This is a genomic window from Micromonospora sp. CNB394 (assembly GCF_000374985.1).
In the GTDB taxonomy this organism is placed as follows: domain Bacteria; phylum Actinomycetota; class Actinomycetes; order Mycobacteriales; family Micromonosporaceae; genus Micromonospora; species Micromonospora marina.
Genome location: NZ_KB895829.1, coordinates 1 through 25502, shown reverse-complemented (window position 1 = coordinate 25502; position 25502 = coordinate 1). Strand labels below are relative to the sequence as shown.

The following is a 25502-nucleotide window of genomic DNA, read 5'->3' as shown; positions in this document are numbered from 1 at the left end:
CGGCCGGCCGGACATCCGGGCGACGACCCGCCGTCGTCAGTCCAGGCCGCCGTGCGCGGCCCACAGCGCGGCGGCCCGGTCGGCCGCCGCCGCCACGAGCGCGGCCAGCTCCGGCCGGTCAGGCACCCGGAACGACACGTACGCGCCCCGTCCACCCGCAGTGGGCCGACCGTACGCCTTCGCGGCGAGGCGACCGTCCGGCAGCAGCCTGATGTTGAGCGTGGTCAGGGTGAACTCCTCGCCGCGCCGGGTGTCGGTCCAGCGCAACTCCTCCGGCACCGTCACGTTGATGGCGAGGGCACTGACGCCTGGGGAGGTGGCGCTGCTCATCCGGCGATCGTCTCACAATCGCTGGCTCACCGACTTCACCTACGTCGCCGACGCGATGTCCGCGCAACTCGGCAGCGACGCCGTCGCACTCCTGCCGCCGGCGGCCGGCACCCTGCTGCTGACCGGGTACGCGCTGGCCGCCGCCGCGATCGCCGTGGTCGTTCCGATGCGCCGCGACGTCACCTGACCGTCGCCAGCTGGACGATCTCCTCGGCGGTCAGCGGGCTGCGGGGATGGTGGGTCAGGCACATCGGCGCCTGCATCTTGACGAACCGGGCACCCTCCACGGTGGCGTAGAACTGGCCGGTACGCAGCTTGCCGATGTCCGGGACGTCGGTGCCCTTCGCCCTGGCCACGTCCCGGGCCGCCTCGATCTGCACCGGCACGGTGAGTAGGCCGAAGAACTGCGTGGCGGCGTTGCCGGGGATCTGGTTGTGCAGTGCCTTCGGCGCCTGGGTGGCGAAGACCAGCCCCAGCCCGTACTTGCGGGCCTGCGAGGTCAGCGCGAGCGTGCTCTGGGTGCAGGCGGTCACGGCACCGGACGGGGCCAGTGTCTGCGCCTCGTCCATGACGAAGAGTCCACCGAGTGGCCGGTCCCCGGCCGGATGGCGTTTGATCCAGGTGAACAGGGCGAGCTGCAACTGGTTGACGAAGCTCTGCCGCTGACTCTCCTCGGACAGCCCGGCGAGGTTGATCACCGAGACCCGGGCACGGCGACCGGGTGGCGGGGTGAGCAGTTCGCCCGGGTCGACAGGCTCTCCGACGCCGCCCAGGAGAGGATCGTTTATCAGGGCGGCCTTGAGCAGCTGTGCCATGCCGGCGGCCAGCTTGGGCGCGCTGTCGAGCTGACTCACCCCGTCCGGGAGGTCGTTGAGGACGTCGGTGAACTCACGCAGGTCGCTTGCGCCGCTGCGGGCGTAACCGATCAGCGCCTCGCGCAGCACGGCGCGGCCCAGCCGGGCCTTGTCGGTCCCGCCGTCTACCCGGGCGTGCGGGGCGAGCGTGGCGACGGCGGCGTTGACCGCCGAGGTGAACCCGTCCGGGTCGTCGAGCACGTCGGCGAAGGCCGGCAACGGCTGGAAGGTCAGCGGCCGACCGGCCTGCCGTCCCGGCGTCCAGACGACGACGTCGGTGCCGGCCAGGTATTCCGCCGCGCGGCGGGCGTCGTCGGCGCCCCAGCCCGGCGGCGGCTCGGGCCAGGCCTCGCCGAGCCGGGCCAGGTCGTTGTTGGGGTCGAGCACGATCGCCGACACGCCGCGCAGGGCGCACTCCTCGATCAGACGGCGGATCAGGACGGTCTTGCCGGAGCCGGAGCCGGCGAAGATGACAGTGTGCCGGCGCAGCGCTTCCAGGTCGATGCCGACCGGGTCCGGCCGCCCGGTGACCGTGCCGATCTCCATCCGCTCCGGGTCGATGCCCGCCACCGGCGGCAGGGGAGCGATCATCGGTGGAACCGGCCCGGAACCGGCGGAGCGCGGCGCAGCGGTGACCGGCGGCGGCGTCCCGACCGGGGGCCGCTCCGGCATCTCCTCTGGCCGCTCCTCGGTCCGGACGGCTTCCGGTGCGCCCGGCCAGTCGCCCAGCGCCTCCCGCAGACAGGTGATGTCGGACGCCGGCCGGCGATCGGCGAACCAGGGCCGCAGCGTCTCCCGCCCGTAGTCCTGGACGAGTTGTTCGAGCGCGGCCAGCCGGGCGACGTCTGGCGCGTCCAGGGGAAGCCTCCGACCGCCGGCCCGCTCGAACGCGTCCAGCACCTCCCGGGTACGGGCGCCGGTCGACCAATCCGCGCTGCGCAACAGGAAGAGCCGTCGTTTGGCGACCCCCTCGGTGAGTCCGGCGGTCGTGATCGCGTTGCGGATCCGGTTGAGCACCGCGATGTGATGCGGTGCGGAAATGGCCCGGAACGACCAGTGCTCCTCGTCCTCGCTGTCCTCACTCAGGCTGTGCCGTAGCCGTGCGTGCAGCGCCGGCTTGGTCCCGGCGGGGATCGGGTCGAGGCTGAACGCCTCGACGGCCGCGCCCTGCGCGGCGATCCACGCGGTCAGGCCGGCTTCGAGCAGGCGCGGGACGCGGACATCCTCCGACTGCGGGGACAGGGCGGAGGCGGTGTCGGCGGCGGCGACCAGCTCCGCGTACCGGGCGTCGATCTTGGCGAACCCGTTCGCCCGGTTCTCCGGCGGCGGCCCGGTGACCGGGGCGTGGACGAGCCCGTCGGCGGCGCGATCGCCGCTCGCGTGCAGCAGGTGCCGCAGCTCCCGCGCCTCGCCGTCGGCCAGGCAGGCCCGGACGTGGGTGTCGATCCGCCGCAGCAGTTCACGCGGGGTGAAGCCGACGACCTCCTGGAACGCGTCCGGGTGGACCGGCCAGGTGGGATGGGGCGGCGTGAACCCGAGGCCGTCGAAGAGCACGGCGAACCGCTTCTCGACCAGCTCGCGGCCCACCTCGACGGACGGGATCTCCTTGAGCGGGGCAGCCTCCCGGAACCGGTCCTGGACGGTGTCAGTCGCCTGCTGCTGGATGCTGCGCCACGTCTGCGGGAGGCAGGAGACGACGGACAGGGTCCGGCGCGTGGTTTCGCGCAGCGCCATCAGGCCGCTGGCGACCTGTTCGAGCAGGAGCGACGTCTGCCAGTCCGCCTCGCCCCGGGCGTCCTGGTTGGTCGCCTTCACGGACTGGGCGATCATCAGGTCGATCTGGTCCACCGCGATCACCGTCGGGCCGACGACGGCGAGCAGCCGGGAGATGTCCCGTACCACCTCCTGGGGAGCCCGTCGGTTGCGCCGCAGCCCCCACCCGGCCCGCTGGCCGGGCTCCTCCTCGTCCATCGAGGACAGAAAGTCGTAGCCGATGTCCTGCACCGCGGACTGCTCGGCCGCGTAGAGCACCAGTGCCCGAGCGGTGTCCTGACACTCCGTGCCGATCTGCCGGTCCTTCTTGCGGATCAGGTCGGCGAACGCGTCGAGCGTCGGACGGCTGAGCTCGGTCTCGCCGGCGACCGCGCGTCGTACCGTCCGGGGTGCCCCCACCTCGTCGGCCAGCCGGCGCAGGAACGTCCGTAGCTGGGTCGTCTCGTCCGGCATCGGCCGGACCAGGCCCTCCAGCATCGAGATCGCGGTGCGTTGCCAGAACGTCCGGGCCTCGAGCAGCTCGACCAGGAAGAAGAACCCGCCGCGGCCCTGTACCTGCTGGCGGACCGTACCGATGAGGTGGGTCTTGCCGGTGCCGCGCTGGCCGAGGACGGCCACGCCCACCGGACTGGAGTCGGTGCTGGCCTGGGCCTCCGCGAAGCTGTCCAGCACCGTCGTGACGACGTCGTGGTGCAGGCCCGCCACGTGGAACGGTGTGGGTTTCCAGACGTCGTCCGGGGTCGGCGCCCAGTTGAACCTCAGCGCCGTCAGGGCGCGGCGTTGCTCGTCACCGATCATGACGAGATGGCGACCAGATGCTTGTCCTGGTTGCCGATGGTCACCGCCGCCGCCCGCTCCTGCGGCTTCAGCACCTTCTGGTTGGACTCGGGCACGAGGTGCACGCCGCGCTCCCGGTTGAGCGTCAGGAGCGCGGCGTCGAACTCGGGGCGGGACAGGTCGGAGAGGGCGTCGCGAAGATCGGCCAGCATGACGTAGTCACCGGGCTTGGCGGCCAGATCGTGGTACGCCTGCCGGATCAGCGTGACCGCGTCCGCGGCCGGGGACGCCGACGACGCCACCGGCGGTGCGACTACCTCGTCCCGGTTGATCTGCATCCGGAACAGGTCGTCGGCGCGGGTTCCGGAGTGGTCGATCAGCCGGCGCAGGAAGTCGAGCGCGACGTAGAGGGTGCCGCCCGCCGCACCCGCGCGCTTTGGCGGCTCTGCTCCCAACTCCTCAGTAGCCCGATCCCAGCCCTCGTCGGTGAGGGCCAGAACAATCCTCGGCTTCTCCGTGACCTCGATCAGACCGAGGGACTTGAGTCGACTGCGGTGCTCCGGCTTCAGGCTGATTCCGGCGACATTGGTGAAGTAGGTCTGCGGCAATGGCGCCGCCTTCACCATCAGCGTGACAAGAATGCACCGGTCGACGAGGGTCAGTTCCTTTTCCGGCATGCGGATGCTCCTCTGCGGCACGAGCTCTCACCGCGTCGACGGTGTGATCGAAGGCTCGGAAGGGGTGGCCATGATCGAGGTGAGCAACGGGGACGGCCCCGGCGCACGGGCCGATTCTGCCGACGGCGTCCGGCTCGCGCAAGGTCACCGATCCGGCTGACGAAAGCCGACACGGCCGGACGGTGGATCTCCAATGGTCCTGCGTGGACCGTCCGATTGAAACGCATGTTCGGCCGCTTCGGCTCGGTTCGTGGACCTGACCATTGCGAAGTGACAAGGACAACGGGCAGCATGGCAGACCGGCGAGAGGGCCGGAGTTTCTGCTCCGCCGCGACCCTCCCGCCTGTTCTCCTGAAATACGTCACGGAGGTGACCGTGCAGTCTGAGGTGGTCCGCTACCAGGTCGACGACGAAACGGTTGCCCTGATCGAAGTCGAACCGACGCCCGGTTTCCAGCCCGCCGGCTTCGGCGACGTCGCCGGCTGGGTACGCGAATCCGCGGCGCCGGCGGTCGCCGCCGCCCGGGAATTGCTGGAACAGGTCAAGACCGTCTCTCCCGACGCGGTGGAGGTGCGCTTCGGGATCAAAGCCACCGGCACGGCGAGCTGGGTGGTGGCAAAGGCGACCGGAGAGGCGAACTTCGAGGTCACACTCGCCTGGCAGCCGGAGGGCCCCACCGACCGCGGTGCCGGCCCACGGCGCTGACGGACGGATCGGCCCGTGACAACGGCCCCGGACGAGTGCTCGTGGGCGGTGGCCCTGCACCGTGAGGCGGACCCGCACAAGGCGCTCGGCACCGGCATCGTCATCGCCACCAACCTGGTGCTCACCTGCCACCATGTGGCGTTCACCGCCGACGGCACCCTCCGCGCCGATCTCACTGTCGCCTTTCCGCGCGCACCCAAGGTCGCCTACTTCGACCGGCGCAAGGTCCGGCAGTGCCGGCACGACGGCATGCGGGAGGCGTACGTCGATTTGGTCGTCCTCGAACTGGTCGAGCCGGTGCCGGCGACCGTCACGCCGGCCCGGCTGCGCTGCCTCGCCCCCCAACCGCTGCTCGACCGTCCCTTCTGGGCGTACGGCTTCCCGGCCGGAGTGGTCGGCGGCCTCCAGGCGACCGGCTCCGTCGTCGAAGCCGGCGGGTACGGCCTCGTGACCATCGACAGCGGCGCCGCCGGGCCGCTCAGCAAGGGGTTCAGCGGCGGCGCCGTGTGGTCCCCGGAGTATCAGGCGGTGGTCGGCGTCGTCGTCACGGCCGACGGCAAGGGCAAGGGTCAGGCCGTCACCCTGCACCACGCCGACGAGCAGGTGCCGGCCATGACGTTGGGCGCGTTGTCGGCCTGGCGCGTCGAAGACGCCGACGACGCCGCCCTCTCGGCCTGGGGGTGGACGTTGAGCACCGACGGTGAGGCCGGCCGGCACTGGCTGCCCCGGGCGCGGGGCGTCGCCGTGGACACCGAGGGTGGTGCGCGGTTCCGGGGGCGTTCGGCCGCGCTCCGGCGGATCGTCGACTTCATCGACGGAGAGGCGCCCGTGACCGGGCCGCTGATCGTCACCGGCTCACCCGGGGTCGGTAAGTCCGCCGTCCTGGGACGCGTCGTGACGACGGCCGACCAGCAGATCCGGGACAGCCTGCCGGGCGGCGACACCGCCGTCCGGGCCACCGTCGGCTCGGTGTCCTGCGCCGTGCACGCCAAGGGCAAGACCGCGCTCGAGGTGGCGGTGGAGATCGCACGGGCCGCCGCCGTCGACCTGCCGGCCGCGCCGGCCGACCTGATGCCGGCGGTACGTGACCGGCTGGCGAGTCGTCCGGCTCGCTTCGCGCTCGTCATCGACGCGCTGGACGAGACGGCCGACCCCGGCCAGGCGCGGCAGGTCGTCGACGACCTCCTGCTGCCGCTGGCCCGGGAGTGCGGCCGGTACGGCGCCCGGGTGGTCGTCGGCACCCGGCGCGGCGACGACCGGGGCGACCTCATCTCCTGCTTCGGTGGCCCGGTCGAGCTGGTGGATCTGGACACGCCCGAATACTTCGCCGAGGCCGATCTGGTGAACTACGCCCTGGCGACCCTGCGGCTGCTCGGCGCGGAACGGCCGGGCAGTCCGTACAACGATCCGGATGCGGCTGCCCCGCTGGCCCGCCGCATCGCCGAGCTGGCGAAGGGAAACTTCCTGGTGGCCGGTCTCGTCGCCCGGGCACACGCGCTGCGCGACATCGCGCCGGTCGACCCGGCCTCGGTGTCGTTCACCGCCACAGTGGCCCATGCGCTCGACTCCTACCTGGCCGGGTTGCCGGCCGCCGGCTCGGCCTCCGCCCGGCTCGCTCTCACCGCCCTGGCGTACGCCGAGACGCCGGGGCTGCCGTTGCCGCTCTGGCGGACCGCGGTGACGGCGCTCGGCGGCGGCGCGGTCACCGAGGACGAACTCCTCGCGTTCGCCCGTACGTCGGCGGCGAACTTCCTGGTCGAGACCGGTGGCGGCAGCCAGCCCGCGTACCGCCTGTTCCACCAGGCCCTCAACGACGCGTTACTGGCCGGGGCGACCCGCCGGGACGACCAGCGACGGCTGGTCGCCGCCTGGACGGACCTGGCGGCCGAGGTGGGATGGGCCTCCGTGCCGGACTACCTGCGGCGCTCGCTGCCCCAGCACGCCTCCCGGGCCGGGCTCGTGGAACGGCTCCTCGCCGACGAGGGCTACCTTCTGCACGCGCACCTGGAGCGGTTGCTCTCGGTCGTCGACGTGGAGAGACCGCTGGGACCGCTGTCCCGATCACGGGTGCGGCTGCTGCACCGCACGCCCCTCGCGGTCGCGGCGGCGCCGGCGGAGCGCGCCGCTCTCTTCTCGGTGGTCGACCGGCTCGACGGGTTGGACAGCGGGATCGAGGCCGACGCCGCGCCGTACCGCGCACGCTGGGCGCACACCCCGCCCCGGCAGGAGCGCAGCGTGCTGGACGGGCATTCGCAGGCCGTCTACGACGTGGCGGCCGTCGAGCTGGAAGAGCGGTGGTTGCTCGCATCCGCCGGGGACGACGGCACGGTCCGGCTCTGGGATCCGTTGACCAACCAGGCCGTGGCGGTCTTCACCTGTCACGACGACACGATCCGCGGGCTGTGTGCCGTCCGCACCGGGGCCGGCGAAACGCTTATCGCCACCGCCAGCCACGACGGGACCGTCGGCCTCTGGGATCCGCGTACCGGTCAGCGCCGGCACGAACTGCGCGGGCACGACGACTGGGTCCGCAACATCTGCGTCATCCCGTTGCCGGACGGCGACCTGCTCGCCTCCGCAGGCGACGATCGGACGGTCCGGATCTGGGATCCGGTGACCGGGACGCAGCGCGGTGCGTTGACCGGGCACTCGGGCTGGGTGACCGCCGTGACGTACGTCCCGGCGGGCGGCCGGCACCTGCTCGCCTCCACCGGTTTCGACGGTGTGGTACGGGTCTGGGAGCCGACATGCGACACGCGCCCGACGCTGACCCTCACCGGACACGTCGGCTGGGTGACCACCCTCTACGCCGTTCGTGCGCCGGGCGGCACGTTGCTCGCCTCGGCCGGCTACGACGGCACGGTCCGGCTCTGGGATCCACAGAGCGGCGAATGCGTCCACGTCCTGGAAACCGGCGGACCCGTCACCGATCTCTGCACGGTCGAGGTCGACGGGGGCTGCCTGCTCGTGTCGACGGGTGAGGACGGGCTCATTCGTGTCTGGGACGTGCCGACCTGGACCAGCCGGCCGAGCCTGCGGGGACACGCGAGCTGGATCCGTGCGGTCTGCGAGCTACGTACGGCGAAGGACCGGATGCTGGCGACGGCGGGTGACGACGGCACGGTGCGGCTGTGGGACCCGGCCGGCGGCCGACCCGACACGGTCGCCGAGCGGGCCCGGCTCGGGCCCGTGCACAGCCTCTGCCCGGTCCCTGACGAGCGACCGGGTCTGGTCGCGTCCGGCGGTGCCGACGGCCGGGTGCGGATCTGGGACGCCGCCACGGGCGAGCGTGTGGATGAGATCCCGACTCCCGGAGGGCCGGTCAACGCGATGTGCGCGGTCGACGACGTCGAGGAGCCACTGCTCGTCACCGCGCAGGACGACAACACGGTCGGGACGTGGAGTGTGCGGCACGGCGCTCAGCTGGGGTCGATGACCGAGCACCACGCCCCGGTGGCGGCGGTCTGCCCGATCGTCATCGGTGGTGAGACGCTCGTCGCGTCGGCTGGCGACGACCAGGCCATCCGGCTCTGGCACCCGCAGACCGGTGTCGTCCGGGCGGTCCTGCTCGGGCACGTCACCCGCGCCTGGGTGACCGCCCTCGCGACGGTCCGGTGGCCCAGCGTGGCGGCGCTCGCGTCGGCCGACAAGAGCGGCACGGTGATGCTGTGGGGCGGCGGTGACACGCCGGTGTGGACCCGGCAGGGACACCAGGATGCGGTCACCGCGCTCTGCGGCCTCGTCGTTACGGGTCGCCGGATGCTGGCGTCGGCCAGCGCCGATCACACGATCCGTCTGTGGGACGCCGAGTGGGGCGAGCCTGTGGGCGTGTTCACCGGCCACACGGCTGCGGTCACCGGGTTGAGCCTGGTGCACGTCGGTGGCCGGGATCTGCTCGCCTCGACCAGCCGGGACCGGACGGTGCGGATCTGGGATCCGTCCACCGGGCGGGCAGTGCACACCATCCCCGTCTATCACCCGGCGCTCACCTGCTGCACGGTCGGCGGAACGTTGCTGGTCGGCCTTGACCAGGGCCTGCTGGCGTTGGACGTGGGTGGTCAGAGCGACCTGCCACCCGAGGCCGCAGACCGTGCGGTCGCTCGGGTGGCGGTGCGCTGCTGATCGGCGTCGCCGCTGGTCAGGGGCGCAGTACGTCGCGCCCGTGTCGGCGAACTTCGCCCTCGGACTCGGCGAGTCGGGATAGGCCCAACTCTTCAGCGAGACATCCTCAAGCGGCGGCCGAGGCCGGAGATCCGGCGGTGAGCCCAGCGGCCAGGACGGCGAGGACCGTGAACGGGACAGCAGCTTCGAGGCGTTCATCCGGATGCCTACCTCCCCGTGGCGGCACCCGTGTCGGCACCGGCGGGCGTCAACGTAGCGATGGGAACGCCTGCCGCGGGAACCGGTTTCGCCGTGCCAAAGTCCCGTCGGTCGGGTACGGGTAGAGCATGATCTCCGCATACAGGCCGACTACCGGCGGCAACTCGTGACGGCCGCCGGCACCTGGCCCCTCGTGCCCAGCGTGATCGCGCTGCTCGCCGCGCTGGTGGCGATTCTGTTCGCCGGCGGGGCGCTGGCCCGGACGGCAGACGAGCTGGCGGACCGGACCGGCATGGGCGAGGCGGTGGCCGGTGCCCTGCTGCTCGGTGCGGTGACCTCGCTACCCGGCATCGCCACCACGATCATCGGTTCGGTGCGACAGGACGCCGAGTTCGCCCTCGCCAACCCGATCGGTGGCATCGCGGTGCAGACGGTGTGGCTGGCCATCGCCGACCTGCTCTACCGCCGGTCCAACATCGAACACGCGGCCGCGTCCCTGGAGAACGTGCTGCAGTCACTCGTCCTGGTGGCGTTGCTCTGCCTGCCTGTGGTGGCGTACGCGACGCCCGACCTCACCGTCCTGTGGGTGCACCCGGCGTCCCTGTTGATACCCGTGATCTACCTGTACGGTCTGGTGCTGCTTCGCCGCCTCCGCCGCGAACCGATGTGGATCGCCCGCCGCACCGCGGACACCCGGCAGGACGTGCCGGCCCCGACGCCGTCGGACGTGAGCCTCCGCCGGCTGTGGTTCCGGCTGGCCGCACTGGCTGCCGTGGTGGCCGCCACCGGCTACCTGATCGGCCAGGGCGGACTCGGCGTGGTCGCCGCCTCAGGGCTGCCCAGCGGCTTCGTGGGCTTCACCCTGACCACGGCGATCACCTCACTACCGGAGTTGATCACCCTCATCGCGGCGATCCGCATCGGGGCGTTGACCCTCGGCATCGGCAACATCCTCGGCGGAAACGCCTTCGACTCCTTGATGATCCTGTTGGCCGACGGCACCTACCGGTCCGGGTCGATCTACTCCGAGGCGAATCTGTCGGGGTTGCTGTTCACCGGCATGACGACACTGATGACCGCCACCCTGGCGGCCGGGTTGATCATTAGAGAGCGCCGGGGAGTCGGCTTCGAGGGCATCGCCATTCCGGCCATCTACGTGGCCACCGTGGCCCTGCTGCTGATCCGGCCCGGCTGAGGCTGCGCGCGTTCGGGGCGATGGACGAGGCGGCCCTACCTCAGGACGCGGCGACCAGCGTGCTGCTGGCTGCGTCGCCGCTGCTCGAGGGTGTCACCGGCCGCTACGTCGACGACAACCAGAAGGTCGAGGTGGTGGCCGGCGGCCCGGAAGCCACCGGAGGGGTCGCCGCGAACGCGGTGCCGGTGCCCGTTACCCCTGCCGCGAAGAGGAGCGCTGGCAGGTAGGGCTGCCGGATCGGCGGTCGCGGCGTTCAGCCTTTCTCGCCGCCGCGAACCAGAGTGAACAGCATGCGAGCCGCCATCCCTCACCGGAGCCCGGCGGTTCGCTTGCAACATGAAAGTGGGCCGGAGGTACGACCATGCGAACCACCCCGCGACGATCGCCGGTGACCCGCTTCCACTCAGGTTGGCGGCCCAAGGGCGTCAGGCCGATGGTCCTCGGGCGGCCACCGTCAGGACACCGCGAGCAGTCGGGATTCGCAGCGGACGCCGTTGGCCATGGCGAGCCGACCATCACCGGTCACGAATGGGCAGCAATACGCTCGGGCGCTGGAGTCATGGGCCTGGCTGGATCTCGCCAGCAAGACTCCGCGATTCACCTCACTGTTCGGCGACGTGTTTCTTGAGTCTGCCGACGGGACATGGTGGTTCCTCGACACCTTCGAAGGGGAGCTCGTACGGGGGTGGAACTCCTGTGCCGACCGAACCGCCGTTCTGGACACCGAGGGTGGCCAGGACCGGTACCTCCTGGCCACCCTCGCTATGGCCGCGTACCACCGGCGCGGGCTTCACCTGGACGTCGGCCAGATCTACGCCTACGCACCACCGCCGATCGTCACGGCCAGCTCCACGAGTAGCTACAGAACAATCCCAGCTAAGAGCTGCCGCCACGACGCTGTCGCGCAGGCAGCGGCGAGCGAGTTCTCATCGGCCTGCAGACCTTGCGTCGAGACAGGCAAGGCTGGCCGCGACCGACGCACCGAGCGCCACGAGGACGGCCAACGGCCCCATCTATGCTGATCTCTCCCGTGTTGAGTAAACGGTGTGTGATGTTGACGTCGGCGCCGCGGCGGTGTCACCAGGTGTCGGGGTGGTCGAGGTCGAGGGCCGGCTGGTACCCGCTCAGAACTGTTAGGCCCTCCGGCTCGGTGTAGCCGTTCCCCCGACCCTTGAGGAACGCCTCGACGACGCATGGCTTGACGAGCATCTCCAGCACGTCACTGCCCTGCCGGCGTGCCCGGTAGGGCCCTGCAACGAGGTCGCCGGCCATGGGGTCGCCGCCCGGCACGCGTTGTGCCCGAACCGTCAGCCAACGACCGGATTCGTCACCTACTACCAGTGAGGCCTGATCGAAGGAGCCACGCTCCGGCCGGAGAAGCGTGACCGAGCATCCGAGCAGCCGCCCACCTGGCGGCAGCGACTGCAGGCGGAACGGCACCACGCAGCGGTGGGCGCCGTCGAACCGGACGCGACTCGCCGTGTCTGTCGCCTCGTCGTGGCCGGTCGCGTAGATGTCGAGCTGAGCCCAGAGCCCATCAACGGGTCGCCAACGAACGAACCACAGCTTCGTGTCGCCTGACGGATCGAACCAAGCAACCCCCGGGCGGCCTCCGACCCGCACATCGGTCGGCGGCTGCGGTCGCCCCGCCGACGACAACGTCTGCTGCAGCCCGTCCAGCGTCGCGGCGCTGCGCGCCAACACGAACCGGGCCTGCCCGGCTGTGCCTCGGAACTCAACGCTCTCGACCCCGCGCCCGGCGCTCCAGGTCGCGGACCAGGCACCGCTGACCAGGCTGTCGGTCGTGAAGTGCACCACGCCGGGATCGGCCCCCACGACGTCGGGCCGTGCGATGGCGCCGGGCTCGCCCGGTGCGTCCGGAAGTACGAGTGCCGTGGCCGGCATGGCCGCGCCATCGGGGGCCCGACCGGCGGGAATCACCATGACCGCCGTGGCTAGGAAGGCGCACGCTGCTGCCGCCCCCCCGGTGATCAGCCAGCGGCGACGCAGTCGAAGGCGGTGGCCGCGACGCCGGGCGTGTTCCACGATCGGCGCGGGGTCGATGTTGCCGCCCGCGTGGTGCTTGAGCGTCGTGGCGAGCTGCTGATCGAGGTCGCTGAACATTAGAGTTCTCCTCCTGTCCGGGCGGAGGCGAATGCTTCCTGCCGCTTGCGGAGTGCTGTCAGGGCCCGCTTCGCGTGGGTACGAACTGTGCCGGTTGAACAGTCCAGGATCTCGGCGATCATCGCGTCGTCAAGATCCTCGTAATAGCGCAGGACGATGACAGTGCGTTGACGCATTGGCAGAGCGCAGACGAGCCGCCACAGTGCGTCACGTTCGGTGACACCGGCGGCCTCGTCCGTAGCGTCCGGCCGATCGTCGACATCGGCGACCGAGATCTCTTGGCTGCTACGTCGGCGCCACCACGAGTGATGGGCGTTGACGAGCATCCGACGGACATACGCATCGGGTCGATCCGTTCGGGAGATACGCGTCCAGCGGACGTACGCCCTGGCGAGGACATCCTGAACCAGATCCTCGGCCCGGTGCTCGTCACCGGTAAGCAGCCGGGCGAGCCGCACCAGCGCCGAAGTGCGGGCGAACGCGTAATCCTCGAACGTCACGCCCTATTAACGCCGCAAGCCGGCCAACCCGTAGACATCCAGGGAGCACCTTGTGAAGGGAAAACCTCGGAAGGTTCGGACGCCGGGGCAGGTGTCCACTGCCTGCGCCGAGTTGTTGCTGACTACCGCGATTCGCAGGTGTAGCCGGCGCGCGGCCGCGATGACCTAGCGCCCGAGACACAACCGCCCGGCGCCAAGGGAGGGCCGGGCAGCGTGTTTCAGGAAGAGTTGGCTGTACGAATGGCTGCACTCGCAGCAAGATCAGCCAGTGTTGGTGCTGGTGGGCCGGAGGTACCACCAGGCGAACCACACCGCCACGATCGCCGGTGAGCTGTTGCCGCTGCGTTCGCGGCGTTCCCGCGCGGCGCGGGAAGCCCGATGACGGAGCTACGAGTCCTCGAAGACATCGTCGAGCACGAGTCTCGCCCGGCCTGGGATCTCCTCCTCCGGAAAGATCTCCGCGCACAGAGCGAGGACCTGCTCCGCGCTGGTCAACCCGAGGTGGTTAACCAGGAAGTGGATATCCTCGGCGTCCCTCCGTCGTGCGGCAAGCACCTTCATGGCCAACAGATGTTCCGGCGAGGCCGCCGCCACTCGCAGCCCTGGGTGGTCGAATACGCGTGGAGCCGTCGCGTCGCCTCCCGGAGCGACATAGGCGCTCGCCTGTTCGTTGAGCCACCAGTGCGGCAGGCCGAGTTCATCCGCTACCGAACGAGCCTCATCGAGCACAATGCCATGGGGTTGGAACACCGCGTCGATGTCACGGGTAGCCCGGCGGGCGTCGTAGGCCAACGCCATGGCCGCCCCGCCGAAGATGTAAAGGTCCGCGACCACACCTCGCCTCGACAGCCGGTCCCCGAGCCGGCGGAAGGCATCCTCGATCGCCGCGCGGTCCAACAGTGGATCATCAAGGCTCACGCGACGTTCAACTCCTGCGCCGACACGTACACGCCCCGACGACGGAATGCTGCTGGCGCGTGTACCACCGCATCGACACGGGCGGCACGGCTGTTGAAGGGGAACCAGAACCGCCGGAGCGACCGCGTCTCGACCCACGGCGGCGCACCCCGCCCGTCCTTGGCCGCCAAGTGCTCGGTCAATGCCGCGAGGAACACATCCCAGTGCTCGTCACCGGTGGACGCCGGTTCCTGGTCCAGCAGACCGGCGCGCATCTCGGCTGGTTCCCATCGGTACTCCTCAAGGAACTCTGCCACCAGCCGCCACCGGCGCGTCTCGTCGGATCCAACGAGCAGAGCCCCTAGGCGTGCCACCGTCAGTGGCTCGTACCTCGCGGCGCGATCCTTCATTCCCTTGACGCTAGCGCATTCGGCGGCGGATCCGTGGCCAGCCAGCCGCGTCGGGCAGCCAACCAGAGCGTCACGACGCGCTGCGATCGCCTGGTTCGCAACAAAGATCAACTGAGTGGGCCGCCAGGGACTCGAACCCTGAACCTATGGATTAAGAGTGCCCAGGAGCGGACAAGAGTTCGCTAAGCGCCGCGTAGTGAGGACGGTCCCGACTCCGCGTACGTCGTCCGGCCGTGTTCGCGCTGGTCCGCGCCCAACCTGCGTGTCGTGATGTTGCGGTGGTCGGCCAACGAGGGCCCGAATCCGGGGACGGCGTAGCGAATCCGATTTGATGCGGCGTCGTCCGAGCACCCGTAGAGCACCCACGAGCCGACGCGGGCGGGCATCGGTGATTCCATCTGGTGAGCTGCAAGCGCCTGGGGCAGCTGCCTGTTCTGCCTGGTCGGCTCACCATTCCCGGTTGGCGATCAGTCGGCCGCTGTCGGCGTCGGTGAACCCGTAGCTCGTCGCGACGAACCAGAATTCCTCTCCGATTGCTTCCGCGACCGTCTCGATCTCGCTGCCGGCCGCCTCGAACTCCGCCTCAAGCAGATTGAACTCGTCGGTCGCGGCGTCGGTGAGCGTGTAGAGGGTTGCCAGGTCCTTCGGCTGCTCCGCCTCGATCTGCTCGCACCGCAGCAGGATCGCTCGGCCCTTCCCTCGCGACGACGTGGTTCGGGAAGTGCTCGTCCTCGTACAACTCCTGCAGGAAGGCGTGCACCGTCACCTGCTGGTTCGTGAGCGACACGGTCAAGGCTCTCCTCCGCGGATCCACCAATCGATCATGCGACACGCTGCCGACATTTTCGGCCTTGCTGAAAGCGCAGCACATAACGCCTCTCGCAACACGCTTCACCCGTCAGCCGGGGGCCTTCGACGACAGTCGGTCGTAGGTCCGCCCGGGACGGCGATTTCAGCGCCTCGCCTCGGCGGGAGGGAGGTGCACTTCCTCCTGCGATGTGGCTGCCAGCCTCGGATCGGCAGGTGCCGAAACCCGACACACGGTAGACATTCCTGTCACAGTGACAAAAACCTATGGTGGTCTCATGGTTAAGCCTCAGGGCAGCCCGACGGCTGTGCTCGTCGCGGTGGATCTCGTCATCCTCACGCTGCGGGAAGCCCGCCTCCACGCGCTATTGATTCAGCGGGGCATCGAGCCGCACTCCGGTCGTCTTGCTCTCCCCGGTGGATTCCTGAAGCACCCCGAGGAAGACCTCCTCGACGCAGCCCATCGCAAGTTGGCGGAGGAGGCAAGCCTCGGCTCGGAGCACCCACACCTCGAACTTCTCAGCGTGTACGGCACTCCGGGCCGGGATCCGAGAGGGCGTGTGCTGTCCGTCGCCTACCTGGCCATCGCGCCCCGGCTGCCGGAACCGACTGCGGGTAAGAACGCGACCCAGGCTTACTGGATGCCAGTCGAGGAGGCGCTCTCCGACCACGTACGGCTCGCCTTCGACCACCGTCAGATCCTCCTCGACGGTGTGGAGCGGGCCCGCGACAAGTTGGAGCGGACCGCACTCGCCACTGCCTTCTGCGGGTCGACGTTCACGATCTCTGACCTGCAGGAGGTCTATGAGGCGGTGTGGGGAGTGCGGCTCGATCCCCGGAATTTCTATCGGAAGGTTCAAAGCGTCCCCGGCTTCATCGTCTCGGCCGGACCTATTCGGAAGGCGGAGAGCGGGCGCCCCGCGCGGCTGTTCCGCCCTGGACCGCAGGTGGTGTTGAGGCCGCCAATGACCAGGCCCAACCCGACAGACAAGGAGCCGACGTGAGTTCAGACGAAGACCTCGTGGTAATCCTCACGGCCCTGGATCTTGAGTACGAGGCGGTCCGTGGCCGGCTGAGCGGCCTTGCCGTCCGGCGCCACGCCGCCGGCACGCGCTTCGAGGTTGGTCGTATCGGGCAGAGCGGGCCTCGGGTGGCGCTGGGACTGGTCGGTATGGGCAACCATCCCTCCGCGGTGCTGGCCGAGCGCGCGATCGCCGAGTTCCGGCCCTCTGCTGTGCTCTTCGTTGGTGTGGCTGGCGGCCTGAGACCCAGCGTCGCACTCGGCGATATCGTCGTCGCGAGGAAGATCTACGCCTACCACGGGGGCACCAGCGAAGACGACGGGTTGAAGGCTCGGCCGAAGGCCTGGGAGATCCCGCACGAGGCGGACCAGGTCGCCCACCACGTCGCCAGGGTCCGCGAATGGAGCCGTGATCTCTCCGACGCACCCAACATTCGGGTTCACTTCGGCGCGATCGCTGCCGGGGAGGTGGTGCAGGACTCGGCGATCTCCGCCCAGGCCCAGTGGATTCGACAACACTACAACGACGCGGTGGCGATCGAGATGGAGGCTGCCGGTGTCGCGCAGGCCGGCCACCTCAACCGAGCGCTTCCGGTCGTGGTCGTACGAGGAATCAGTGACCGGGCAGACGGCAGCAAGGCCGTCACCGACGGCCAGAACTGGCAGCCGCGGGCTGCGCGTCACGCTGCCGCCTTCGCCATCGCGCTGGCCCAGGAACTGACCATCGACAGCGGCCGTGGAAACGGTACGCCGAGCGGACACGGGAGCGCTTCGATGCCCATGAATAACGAGAACCTCGCGACCGGCAACGCCCGGGTCGGGGTGCAGGCGGGGCAGATCCACGGCAACGTCACCATCGGCGTCAGTCGGGAGGAACCAGTCGACCTCGCGGTCAGCATTGAAGACCTCCGGCGCCAGATGAAGCAGGCATGCCTGGACGGCAGGTTGGACGAGGAGACCTACGCGGCGGCAGAGGCGGAGCTGGACGCGGCGGCCGGCTGCCTGCGCGACGGATCTGCCACCGACCGCGGCGGATTCCTGGTCTCCCTCAAACGGCTGCGAGGTTTGGTGCTCGATGTTTCCGAGCTGGCGGCCAGGCTGGCGATGATCATCGCGGCCGCGAGGGGCATGGCATGACGTCGCAGTCCACCCGCAACGTCGCCCAGGACAACGCATATGTCGGCGTCCAGGTGGGCTCCGTGGAGGGTGGCTTCCACCATCACCACTACGCGCCTGCGGACCCCGATTCCACGCCCGAGGGCGAGTTCGAGGCCGGTGTGCGATACCTCGACAGGTTCCTGCTCGACACCGCGCGGCAGCACATCGAACGAGCGGTCACCCGTGGCTTCCCCATCACTCCTCGGGTTCAGTTCTATCGACTGGTCGCCCTGCTCAGTGGGCGGACCCCGCGCCAGTTGGAGGACGAGGAGTGGAAGCGGCTCCTGGCGATCTGGAGCGACCCGCCTGATCTCGACGAATGTGACGATTGGACGCTGGGGCTCCGGGCGATCCTGAGGCTGCTGAGTTCGACTGACGCCGCCGTGCCGGAAACGGCGGCGAAGGATCTGGAATCGTTGCCCCCTCGCCAGCAGGGATACATCCTCGACCATCTGGATATAGCGCTCGAAGGAGCACTGCGGGACCGGCTGTGGCAGAGGTCCGTAGCCCATGCGCGAGAGAACCGGACCGCTGACGACCGGCTCGGTCGAGCGTGGAAGTTCTTCCATCCCACGCCCGCGCGGGCGAGGACCCGGCCGGTCACGCCGGCTGCCATCGCAATGTCGGACCGCGTCAAGGTCGGAGTCGGCGGATCGCTGCTCCTGCTGGCGACAGGCAAGTTGACGGCGTTGCTGGCAGCCAACGGCGAGCTCGGCGGGCTGATCGGCCTGTACAGCGCGGTGGCCGGTCTGGCGATCTTCGGTATCGCAGGGGCGGACCGGTACTTTAGGCACCGCTACCGGCAGGCGAAGGACAGCGAGCTTCGCCCACCCCGTCGTCAGCGCACCGACGCGAGGCCTGGCGGGTTCGCTGGCAAGATCGACCGCCTCTTCACCCACTACTTCGCCCGCTACAAGCCCGACGGGATGGCCAGCGCCCAGTGGCTCGATGAGACCGCCGGGATCCGCCGCCACCTGCGTAACGAGGTGGTCGACGCCTACCGAGAAGAGCGCATCAACGCCGACCGGGTGGCCTGGCTGGTGAGGTACCTGGCGAGTGATGTCAGGACACGCTGGAATCAAGGGACGCTGACCGAATACCGCCAAGAGCTGCGTGTGCCGCTTCGGACCTGGCTGCTGCAGGTCGTCGGCGTCGTCGCCCTCATCACCGGTTTTGTCTCGGCATTGGCAGCCGTCTTCTCGGCTGCCGTCCTGCCCGGCATGCTCTGGCTGGTGCTGACCGTGCCAACAGCCGTTGTCACCACGCGGGCGACGTTCCGCATAGTCGCCGAGTATCGGCGGGTTGCTGCCGACAGCGCTCACCGGTCCGCTGAGCAGGGCAGACGGGCAAAGGCGTACGAACATTGGGTGGCCAAACTCGCCGACAGGCCGACGGACACCGAGATGGCCGCCTGGCTGGAGTGCGACCGCAAGGTCATCACTGATCAGGCCCTGCAGCAGTTCCGGCTCCAGCCGGGCCAAGTCGTGGCGCACGCCTTTCTGGAAGCACCCGCGAAGTCGGCTCGGAAGAGGCGCGCCGAGGACGGTCCGTGGCGGTACTCCCACTACCGACTCCTGCTCTTCCTGCTCACCGAGGATGGCGTACGGCAGGTCGACCTCGTGCTGGACTTCAGACGCGCTGGCCATCGCGACACGCAGCGGCTCAACTACCGATTCCACGCGATCTCCGCCGTCCGGATCGATGGATTGGTTCTGCGCAAGCCGACGTTCCACCTCACGCTGAACAGCGGCGAGAAGATGACGGTCCAGGTGACCGGAACGGACACCAAATCGACCGAACCCAACGAGGACCCAAGCTCCATCACCGACCTGACCGTCGACGCTTCGGGCCTCCACCAGACCCTGCACGTGCTGGAGGGAGTCGCCGCAGAAGGCAAGGACTGGGTGAGACTCCGCCGGGAGCAGGCCGATAACCGGCTCGCCGAACTGTCCCGCCGCACCAGAGGGCTGCTGGACTGAGTGCACCCGGTTCCGCCCGGTTTCTCGGCTGAATGTCCGCCTTCCTGTCGCGGGCCTTCAGGAGGCGGACCGGATCGGGAGGAAATTGGGAGCGCGTACTGATCTTCGCTGGCGATACTGGTGCCCATGAAGCTTGCTGAGGCCCTGGCGCTGCGCGCGGATGCGGCGCGGCGCGCCGAACAACTCCGTGCCGCATCACGGCCAGCGCCCGCTACCAGGAGGGTGAGGCACCGGCTGAGGACGCCTCGGCTCTCCTCGCGGAGGCAGGCGTTGCACTCGGTGAGCTGGAGTCGCTGATCCGGCGGATCAATCGCACCAACGCGGCCACGGCCGTGGACGGGGTGGGCACGCTCACGGACGCGCTCGCACGTCGCGACGTGCTTCGTCTGCGGCACAATGTGGTCACGTCCGCCGCGGACGCCGCTGCGGGTGAAGGTCAGCGTGGATATCGGCAGCTGCGGTCGGAGTTGAAGATGATTCCGGCGCTGCCGGTGGCCGAACTGCGCCGGCAGGCGGATGACCTTGCCCGGCAGCTTCGCGAGGTGGACACGTTGATCCAGCGGACGAACTGGGAGGTCGAGCTGCTGGACTGAAGGGTTGCGGAGCAGGTAGCCGACGTGGAGGCGTGCACGAACCCGCGAGCCGGCGGGTAATCCGGCTCACTCCTGGCGCGCCGAGGGCAGGCGCAGGGGTTCGATTCCCCGGCACACATCGCACGCCCAGCACAGCACACAGGTGACGGCGCGCAGGGCACGGCACACCACCGGGTGCAGATCCACGACGGCGAGGGTGGGACAGGGGACTTCCGTAACCTCCTACACCAAGGTCCGGCCGATTCTGGCCGCCGTCGCTCACGCGCGACTGAGCGATGGAGGACGCACCCAGGCATCCGCTGCGGCGCGGCTACCGGGTAACCGATCGCGACGAGGTCCTCGTGCGCCATGGCGACAGGGAGTTGAGGGTTCAGGGCGCGAACCTCCGCGTCGGTGAGGGGCCGGTGCGCGACGACGTGCGCGACCGCCGCCCGGTCCACCTCGATCTCGTAGTAGTCGCCGCAGAACTCGACGAACCGGTCCACGATGTCGTCGAGCAGGATGTCGAGCATGCCAGCGTCGTCCGGCCCGACGCGATGTCGTACGCGGTCACCGCGCGAGCCTACGGGTGGCGGAGATGTCGTCAGGCACGCAGGGAGTCGTGGCTCAGTCTTCGTCAGTAGCCAGTACCGCGATCATGACGCCGCCGCCCTTGCCGATCACGAACGCGTCCATGACGTGTCGGGTGACCGGTTCCCATGAGACCAAGTCGGTGTTCGTCCACCAACGGGTTTCATGGCCCAGCAGCTTCACCAGTGCCCGGAACACATCACGAGCGCGCTCCTCCGGGTATCGACCCCGGGCACCGTAGGCGAGGGTGCGTGAGGTCATCCCGATCAGTAAGTCGAGGGCAACATGCTGGCTCGCCTCGCTCAACCGCGCCGACAGCTGCGCCGCGTCCTGCGGGGCCTGCGGCGAGGTGCCGTCCGAGCCGCCAGTATCCAAGACGCCGACGCTGGTCAGGAACGCGAACGCGTCGGGGAAGGGGCCGCTGGTGTCGGTGGATCGGATCACGGTCCATACCTGGCCGTTGCCGTACAGGCCTGGCAGCCCGGCCAGTAGCTGCCGAATCCGTACGAGTCGTTCGGTGGCGTCCACCGCCGATCACTCGGCCTGCTCGACCGGGCGGAATTCGTGGACCACCTCGATGAGCCCGACGATGTGCCGGTTGAGCTCGTCGAGTTCCTCGGCCGGTACCCACAGCTCAAGGATGTCGCGGCCGCCGACCTGCCGGACGGGGTAGCGGGCGGCGAACTCCTGGTCGACGTGGAACCGGGTGACGTAGCCGGCCCCGGAGGCGGGGACGTTCCAGTCCCGGGCGATCATGATCGCGTACTGCTCGTTGAGGACGGGATAGAAGATCGGCTGGTCGGGCAGCCGCGCCGGCCAGGCCCTCCAACCGGACGCGCGGACGAGTTCAAGCTCCTGTGGGCCGGTCGGCCGCCACAGCGTCATCATCTCCGTCACCACAGCTCTCCTCTGTCAGATCGAGGTACGGTACCGGCAGTCGCGAAAGGCGCTGGTGCCGCACCGCGTGGGTCTGGCAGCCTGCTGGTCGTGCCTGAAACGGATTCCTTGCCGTGCAGCCTGCCCGAGCTGCAGGCGCTCGTCGCTGCGAAAATGCGCCTCAAGTACCTGTTCTTCTGGGGCCATCAGCCCCAACCCGACGGCAGCATCGGACCGGGTTGCCTGAGCCAGTGGTGGCCGGCCCCGTTCGTCGTGGACGGCATCCGATATGCCACGGCGGAGCACTACATGATGGTCGGCAAGGCGCGCCTGTTCGGTGACGAGGCGATCGCCGAGCAGATGCTGGCCGCGTCGCATCCGGGCGCGGTCAAGACCCTGGGCCGGCAGGTACGCGGCTTCGACCAAGCGGTGTGGGACGCGCACCGCTTCGACCTGGTTGTCGCCGCCAACGTGGCGAAGTTCAGCCAGCACCCCGACCTCGGCCAGTACCTGTCGTACACGCGTACCCGCGTGCTGGTGGAAGCCAGCCCCGTGGATCGCGTTTGGGGCATCGGCCTGGCCGCCACCGACCCACGCGTGCATGATCCCGCCCAGTGGCGCGGCCCGAACCTCCTCGGATTCGCACTGATGCGCGCCCGCGCACACCTCGATGCAGGATGACCTCAAGATTCACGGCGGCTTCACCGCCGTCGCCAGCGGTAGCAGCCTGAATCGTCCCCGCTGTAGTCAGCTCAGCTCAGCCCGGTCCGGTCGAGCCGGTCCAGCAGGCTCGGCTTACGGGCATGCCGCTCCCGCAACAGCCGCATCCGTTGCCGAAACACCTCGACGTCGCCGTCCCGATCGGCCAGCGCCTTCAAATCGCCCAGCAGGACGGCGGCGGCGTCGTACTCCTTCGGTCGTTTCGTCTCGATCATCGCGTCCACCCGCTGCCACTCCTGCTCCTGCCGGCCCGCGAGCGCGTTCAGCCGCTGCTCACGGGCAGCGGCAGCCGCCCGCTCCCGACGCTCCCGCTCGGCCGCCTCACGCTGCCGGGCGAGCTGCTGCCGTCGTGACCAGCGTTCCTCCGCAGCGGCCAACAGCTCCCCGACCGTACGGCCGGCCCGAACGCCCTCGTTCGGAGCCGCACCATGGAAACGGGCAAGCAGTTCCGAGCGCAGGCGCGCGTCGCCGCGCATCAGCCGTACGACGACGTCGTTCTTCTCCGCCTCGGGCAGCGATGTTACCCACCGGGACAACGCCGCCCCCGACGGCGCCTTCTCTTTCAGCGGAGCGCTCCCCTCCGCCGCCACGGCGAGCAGCTCCGGGTCCAGCCGCAGGAAGTCGGTCAGGGCGCGCTGCGGCCCGGACAGGTCGCCCAGGCCAGGCGGGACGGGCGGTTCCGGCTCGTCGCGCGCCAGCTCGCGGTTCTGTACGCACAGCAGCCACGCCAGGTACAGCAACCGCCGATCCCCGGCGGCCAACTCCGCCCGGCCGGGAAGGATCGCGGCGAGGCGACCGGCCCCGTCGTACTCCTCATCCTCGTCGCCTTCCTCGTCCTCACTGTGCAGGTCGAGGATCACGTGGGTACGGGTCGCCCACGAACAGGCCGATCGTCCGACGCAGTACTGTGCGGCCGTGCCCGGGTCCAACACCGCGACCGGCAGCCGCAGCGCCACCCGATGGGTTCCCCAGTTCGCCAGGTACAGGAACGCGTCGAAGTACCGCTGCATCCACTCCCGCGGGTCACCCTTCAGGTCACCCCACTGGTAGTCGTTGACGAAACTCGACGAGGTGATCCGCGCCCGCGTCGACAACGCCCGCAACTCACGCTGCTGCACCGAGGTCAACGGCCGGTCGACCGCCACGAACTCGTAGTACTGGTACTCACTCACCGCTGGTCCCCCTCGCCATGAAAATCATCCGTGCCGGTACGCGTCGACCCACTGCACGCCAGCGAGACTCGCTGACGCCGCACGACGTACCGTAAAGCCGCCCTGGCCCGGTGCCAGGTGGCGGACGCGCGCACGCGGGATGATGGGCCGATGTTCGTCCTGCGTGCGACCGCGAAGCTGCGCCAACGCATCGGTCTATCCGCCTCGCACGACGGCGAGGAGTCCACGACGTTGCTCGGTGACTGGTACGCGACGATGTTGCCGTGGCGACCGCAGGTCGCGCTGCTCGTCAACGAGCGCACGTTGTTGCCGGCGCTGATGCCTCTCGCGCCGGCTGCCACCATGCCGGCCCGGGTCGCCGACCAGGTGGGCGACGTGCTCGCCGCCCACGGCGTGCCCGACCTGGTTACCCGCGCCGAGGTCGACCAGATGCGCCAGTGGCGGATCGCGCCGACTGCCAGTCGCCGCATCGTCGGCGTCATAAACGAGTTCGCCTTCCTCGCCGGCACCTGGCGTGACGCGACGACATCGCGAGGGCCACCCAGAACGCCCGGGACATGGTGGTCGACTCCCTCGCCGCCGGGATCGACCCGGATGCCGCCACCTTCTACCTCCAGTCGGCAATCCAGGAAGTCGGAGACCTCAACACCCTCTTCCAGAACCTGGTCACCGTGCCGCGCCTGGAGCGGGTGCCCTCGCTCAAGGACATGGCCCGCGACGCCGGCAAGGACGAGATGCCGTACGGCCTGCTCGGCTACCCGGTCCTGCAGGCCGCCGACATCCTCTGCGTCAAGGCCCACGTGGTGCCCGTCGGCAAGGACAACGCCGCGCACGTCGAGGTCACCAGGGAGATCGCCCGCCGTTTCAACCACCTCTACGGCGAGGTCTTCCCCGTCCCCGAGCTGGTCAGCGACGAGACGCCCACCCTGGTCGGCACTGACGGCCGGGCCAAGATGAGCAAGAGCCTGGGCAACGCCATCGCCCTCTCCGACGAACCGGCCGAGGCTCGCCGCAAGGTCATGGGTATGTACACCGACCCGAACCGGATCCGCGCGGACGTGCCCGGCACGGTTGAAGGCAACCCGGTGTTCCAGTACCACGACGTCTTCAACCCGAACCGGGCCGAGGTTGACGACCTCAAGGGCCGCTACCGCGAGGGGAAGGTCGGCGACGTCGAGGTCAAGGAGAAGCTCGCCACCGCGCTGAACGCGTTCCTCGACCTCATGCGCGAGCGACGCGCCCGCTACGAGGCTGACAAGGGCCTGGTCGACGAACTGATCGTCAAGGGTACGGAACGCACCCGCCGCGAGGTCCAGCAGACCATGTTCGAGGCGCGCAAGGCGATGGGCCTCGCCGGCGTCTACACACAGCTCCGCCGCAAGGCCGAACGGTCCCGTAAACCCGCAGCCACCACCGCGTAGAAGAGGACGCTCATGAGTCGCCACGAAGCCGGCCGGCAGGCCGGCAGCTTCCTGCTGCGCACGATCAGGTCGGGAACCTCGGGCGCTGAGGTGTTCCTCCTGCGGCAACCCGGCGGTGCGGCTGTCGCCACGAAGGTCACCCGCAACCCAAGGGTCAGCTCCTCCGTGCAGGCCCAACGGCACGCCCTCATGACGAAGCACTTCGCCTCGCACACCCCGGCCGTGCTCGGCACCGCAGCCGAGGCCGGCCTTGACGTCATCGTCACGGCGGCGCCCGCCGTGTGGAGCCTTGACGAGGCCATCGACCGCCTCGGACCGACACCGGCGGCCAGGCGGGGAGCGGACCGCCATCGGCAGCGATCTGGCGCCCCGGCGGACATCAACCCGAGTCGGGGTGATCGGGTAGCCTGATGGCACGACGGGCCGTTAGCTCAATGGCAGAGCTGAGGACTTTTAATCCTTAGGTTCTGGGTTCGAGTCCCAGGCGGCCCACCAGGCCATTCCCCTGGGCGATAGTGCTGTCGGGGAGACCCGGACGTGCCGCGTCGACGTCCGGACCGACGCCTCTCCGTCCGCCCCGGGTTCGCAGCAGCGCGGTCGGGTGCCCGGCCGAGGCCGGCGGG

General features: G+C 69.6%; 23 protein-coding genes, 1 tRNA gene and 1 pseudogene. 14 read left to right on the top strand and 11 right to left on the bottom strand.

Annotated elements, in window-relative coordinates:
- Positions 1-36: 36 nt before the first annotated feature.
- Complete coding sequence (locus C569_RS0108795; RefSeq protein WP_026267878.1) at positions 37-330, bottom strand: hypothetical protein; 294 nt, start codon at positions 328-330, stop codon at positions 37-39.
- Here C569_RS0108795 and C569_RS32165 point away from each other — a divergent pair.
- Entirely contained in the window at positions 317-517 is a 201-nt protein-coding gene (locus tag C569_RS32165) for a hypothetical protein (protein WP_018785424.1), read from the top strand. The two genes, C569_RS0108795 and C569_RS32165, sit on opposite strands and share 14 nt — an antisense overlap.
- Here the strand turns inward: C569_RS32165 and C569_RS0108785 are convergent.
- On the bottom strand, positions 510-3755 hold the full coding sequence (locus C569_RS0108785) for a helicase HerA domain-containing protein (RefSeq protein WP_018785423.1): 3246 nt from the start codon (positions 3753-3755) through the stop codon (positions 510-512). The two genes, C569_RS32165 and C569_RS0108785, sit on opposite strands and share 8 nt — an antisense overlap.
- On the bottom strand, positions 3752-4411 hold the full coding sequence (locus C569_RS0108780; protein ID WP_018785422.1) for a hypothetical protein: 660 nt from the start codon (positions 4409-4411) through the stop codon (positions 3752-3754). The genes C569_RS0108785 and C569_RS0108780 overlap by 4 nt, the downstream gene beginning before the upstream one ends.
- On the opposite strand from C569_RS0108780, the gene C569_RS33095 reads away from it, so the two are divergent.
- From C569_RS33095 to C569_RS0108755, 5 genes are all read left to right on the top strand, one after another.
- On the top strand, positions 4410-4571 hold the full coding sequence (locus tag C569_RS33095; RefSeq protein ID WP_018785421.1) for a hypothetical protein: 162 nt from the start codon (positions 4410-4412) through the stop codon (positions 4569-4571). The two genes, C569_RS0108780 and C569_RS33095, sit on opposite strands and share 2 nt — an antisense overlap.
- A 65-nt stretch (positions 4572-4636) precedes the next feature.
- On the top strand, positions 4637-5116 hold the full coding sequence (locus C569_RS0108770; protein ID WP_231394747.1) for a CU044_2847 family protein: 480 nt from the start codon (positions 4637-4639) through the stop codon (positions 5114-5116).
- A 15-nt stretch (positions 5117-5131) separates the two neighbouring features.
- Entirely contained in the window at positions 5132-9238 is a 4107-nt protein-coding gene (locus tag C569_RS0108765) for a trypsin-like peptidase domain-containing protein (protein WP_026267877.1), read from the top strand.
- A 391-nt stretch (positions 9239-9629) separates the two neighbouring features.
- Positions 9630-10631, top strand: a complete 1002-nt coding sequence (locus C569_RS0108760; protein ID WP_196806700.1) for a sodium:calcium antiporter — start codon at positions 9630-9632, stop codon at positions 10629-10631.
- Between the two features lie 20 nt (positions 10632-10651).
- A complete protein-coding gene (locus C569_RS0108755; protein ID WP_018785417.1) occupies positions 10652-10858 on the top strand; it encodes a hypothetical protein in 207 nt (68 codons plus the stop codon).
- A gap of 850 nt (positions 10859-11708) precedes the next feature.
- Here the strand turns inward: C569_RS0108755 and C569_RS0108745 are convergent.
- From C569_RS0108745 to C569_RS35005, 5 genes are all read right to left on the bottom strand, one after another.
- Positions 11709-12755, bottom strand: coding sequence for a hypothetical protein (locus C569_RS0108745; protein WP_018785415.1), 1047 nt, complete (start codon positions 12753-12755; stop codon positions 11709-11711).
- Positions 12755-13255 (bottom strand): SigE family RNA polymerase sigma factor, encoded by a 501-nt coding sequence (locus C569_RS0108740; RefSeq protein WP_018785414.1) that lies wholly within the window; start codon positions 13253-13255, stop codon positions 12755-12757. Before C569_RS0108740 ends, C569_RS0108745 begins: the two co-directional genes overlap by 1 nt.
- Before the next feature lie 387 nt (positions 13256-13642).
- The gene (locus C569_RS29955; protein ID WP_036345383.1) at positions 13643-14173 is read right to left on the bottom strand and encodes a DUF6036 family nucleotidyltransferase; all 531 of its coding nucleotides are present in this window, start codon (positions 14171-14173) and stop codon (positions 13643-13645) included.
- A complete protein-coding gene (locus tag C569_RS31700) occupies positions 14170-14562 on the bottom strand; it encodes a hypothetical protein (protein ID WP_051090462.1) in 393 nt (130 codons plus the stop codon). Before C569_RS31700 ends, C569_RS29955 begins: the two co-directional genes overlap by 4 nt.
- Positions 14563-15009: 447 nt before the next feature.
- Positions 15010-15201: a DUF5713 family protein gene (locus C569_RS35005; RefSeq protein ID WP_369753258.1), complete on the bottom strand. Its 192-nt coding sequence runs from the start codon at positions 15199-15201 to the stop codon at positions 15010-15012.
- 446 nt (positions 15202-15647) lie between these two features.
- Here C569_RS35005 and C569_RS0108730 point away from each other — a divergent pair, with 446 nt between their 5' ends.
- The 5 genes from C569_RS0108730 (at position 15648) to C569_RS0108710 (ending at position 20743) form a co-directional block, all read left to right on the top strand.
- Positions 15648-16373, top strand: coding sequence for an NUDIX domain-containing protein (locus tag C569_RS0108730; protein ID WP_018785413.1), 726 nt, complete (start codon positions 15648-15650; stop codon positions 16371-16373).
- Positions 16370-17527, top strand: coding sequence for a 5'-methylthioadenosine/S-adenosylhomocysteine nucleosidase (locus tag C569_RS0108725; RefSeq protein WP_018785412.1), 1158 nt, complete (start codon positions 16370-16372; stop codon positions 17525-17527). Before C569_RS0108730 ends, C569_RS0108725 begins: the two co-directional genes overlap by 4 nt.
- Positions 17524-19527, top strand: coding sequence for a hypothetical protein (locus tag C569_RS0108720; RefSeq protein ID WP_018785411.1), 2004 nt, complete (start codon positions 17524-17526; stop codon positions 19525-19527). The genes C569_RS0108725 and C569_RS0108720 overlap by 4 nt, the downstream gene beginning before the upstream one ends.
- A gap of 194 nt (positions 19528-19721) precedes the next feature.
- Positions 19722-20120 carry a DIP1984 family protein gene (locus C569_RS29945; protein WP_231394751.1) on the top strand — a complete coding sequence of 133 codons (399 nt, stop codon included), beginning with the start codon at positions 19722-19724 and terminating at the stop codon, positions 20118-20120.
- A 275-nt stretch (positions 20121-20395) separates the two neighbouring features.
- Positions 20396-20743 (top strand): hypothetical protein, encoded by a 348-nt coding sequence (locus C569_RS0108710; RefSeq protein ID WP_018785409.1) that lies wholly within the window; start codon positions 20396-20398, stop codon positions 20741-20743.
- Here the strand turns inward: C569_RS0108710 and C569_RS0108705 are convergent.
- Positions 20727-21218, bottom strand: a complete 492-nt coding sequence (locus C569_RS0108705) for a hypothetical protein (protein WP_018785408.1) — start codon at positions 21216-21218, stop codon at positions 20727-20729. The two genes, C569_RS0108710 and C569_RS0108705, sit on opposite strands and share 17 nt — an antisense overlap.
- A gap of 6 nt (positions 21219-21224) precedes the next feature.
- The gene (locus tag C569_RS0108700) at positions 21225-21578 is read right to left on the bottom strand and encodes a hypothetical protein (RefSeq protein WP_036345417.1); all 354 of its coding nucleotides are present in this window, start codon (positions 21576-21578) and stop codon (positions 21225-21227) included.
- A 99-nt stretch (positions 21579-21677) separates the two neighbouring features.
- Between C569_RS0108700 and C569_RS0108695 the strand changes: the two genes are divergently transcribed.
- Positions 21678-22247, top strand: coding sequence for an NADAR family protein (locus C569_RS0108695; protein ID WP_026267875.1), 570 nt, complete (start codon positions 21678-21680; stop codon positions 22245-22247).
- Between the two features lie 71 nt (positions 22248-22318).
- Here C569_RS0108695 and C569_RS0108690 read toward each other — a convergent pair whose 3' ends face one another.
- Positions 22319-23458, bottom strand: a complete 1140-nt coding sequence (locus C569_RS0108690) for a hypothetical protein (RefSeq protein WP_018785405.1) — start codon at positions 23456-23458, stop codon at positions 22319-22321.
- Positions 23459-23976: 518 nt separating this feature from the next.
- On the opposite strand from C569_RS0108690, the pseudogene trpS reads away from it, so the two are divergent.
- A pseudogene (gene trpS, locus C569_RS29940) lies at positions 23977-24879 on the top strand (tryptophan--tRNA ligase); the annotation flags it as partial.
- A 420-nt stretch (positions 24880-25299) separates the two neighbouring features.
- Positions 25300-25374: transfer RNA gene (locus C569_RS0108675), tRNA-Lys, on the top strand.
- Positions 25375-25502: the final 128 nt, after the last annotated feature.

Excerpts from the sequence above, each read along its gene's own strand:
- C569_RS0108795 (WP_026267878.1), bottom strand. The coding sequence starts at position 330 with ATGAGCAGCGCCACCTCCCCAGGCGTCAGTGCCCTCGCCATCAACGTG.
- C569_RS0108785 (WP_018785423.1), bottom strand. The coding sequence starts at position 3,755 with ATGATCGGTGACGAGCAACGCCGCGCCCTGACGGCGCTGAGGTTCAAC.
- C569_RS33095 (WP_018785421.1), top strand. The coding sequence starts at position 4,410 with ATGCGGATGCTCCTCTGCGGCACGAGCTCTCACCGCGTCGACGGTGTG.
- C569_RS0108780 (WP_018785422.1), bottom strand. The coding sequence starts at position 4,411 with ATGCCGGAAAAGGAACTGACCCTCGTCGACCGGTGCATTCTTGTCACG.
- C569_RS0108770 (WP_231394747.1), top strand. The coding sequence starts at position 4,637 with ATGTTCGGCCGCTTCGGCTCGGTTCGTGGACCTGACCATTGCGAAGTG.
- C569_RS0108755 (WP_018785417.1), top strand. The coding sequence starts at position 10,652 with ATGGACGAGGCGGCCCTACCTCAGGACGCGGCGACCAGCGTGCTGCTG.
- C569_RS0108745 (WP_018785415.1), bottom strand. The coding sequence starts at position 12,755 with ATGTTCAGCGACCTCGATCAGCAGCTCGCCACGACGCTCAAGCACCAC.
- C569_RS31700 (WP_051090462.1), bottom strand. The coding sequence starts at position 14,562 with ATGAAGGATCGCGCCGCGAGGTACGAGCCACTGACGGTGGCACGCCTA.
- C569_RS0108730 (WP_018785413.1), top strand. The coding sequence starts at position 15,648 with ATGGTTAAGCCTCAGGGCAGCCCGACGGCTGTGCTCGTCGCGGTGGAT.
- C569_RS0108720 (WP_018785411.1), top strand. The coding sequence starts at position 17,524 with ATGACGTCGCAGTCCACCCGCAACGTCGCCCAGGACAACGCATATGTC.
- C569_RS0108710 (WP_018785409.1), top strand. The coding sequence starts at position 20,396 with ATGGAGGACGCACCCAGGCATCCGCTGCGGCGCGGCTACCGGGTAACC.
- C569_RS0108700 (WP_036345417.1), bottom strand. The coding sequence starts at position 21,578 with ATGATGACGCTGTGGCGGCCGACCGGCCCACAGGAGCTTGAACTCGTC.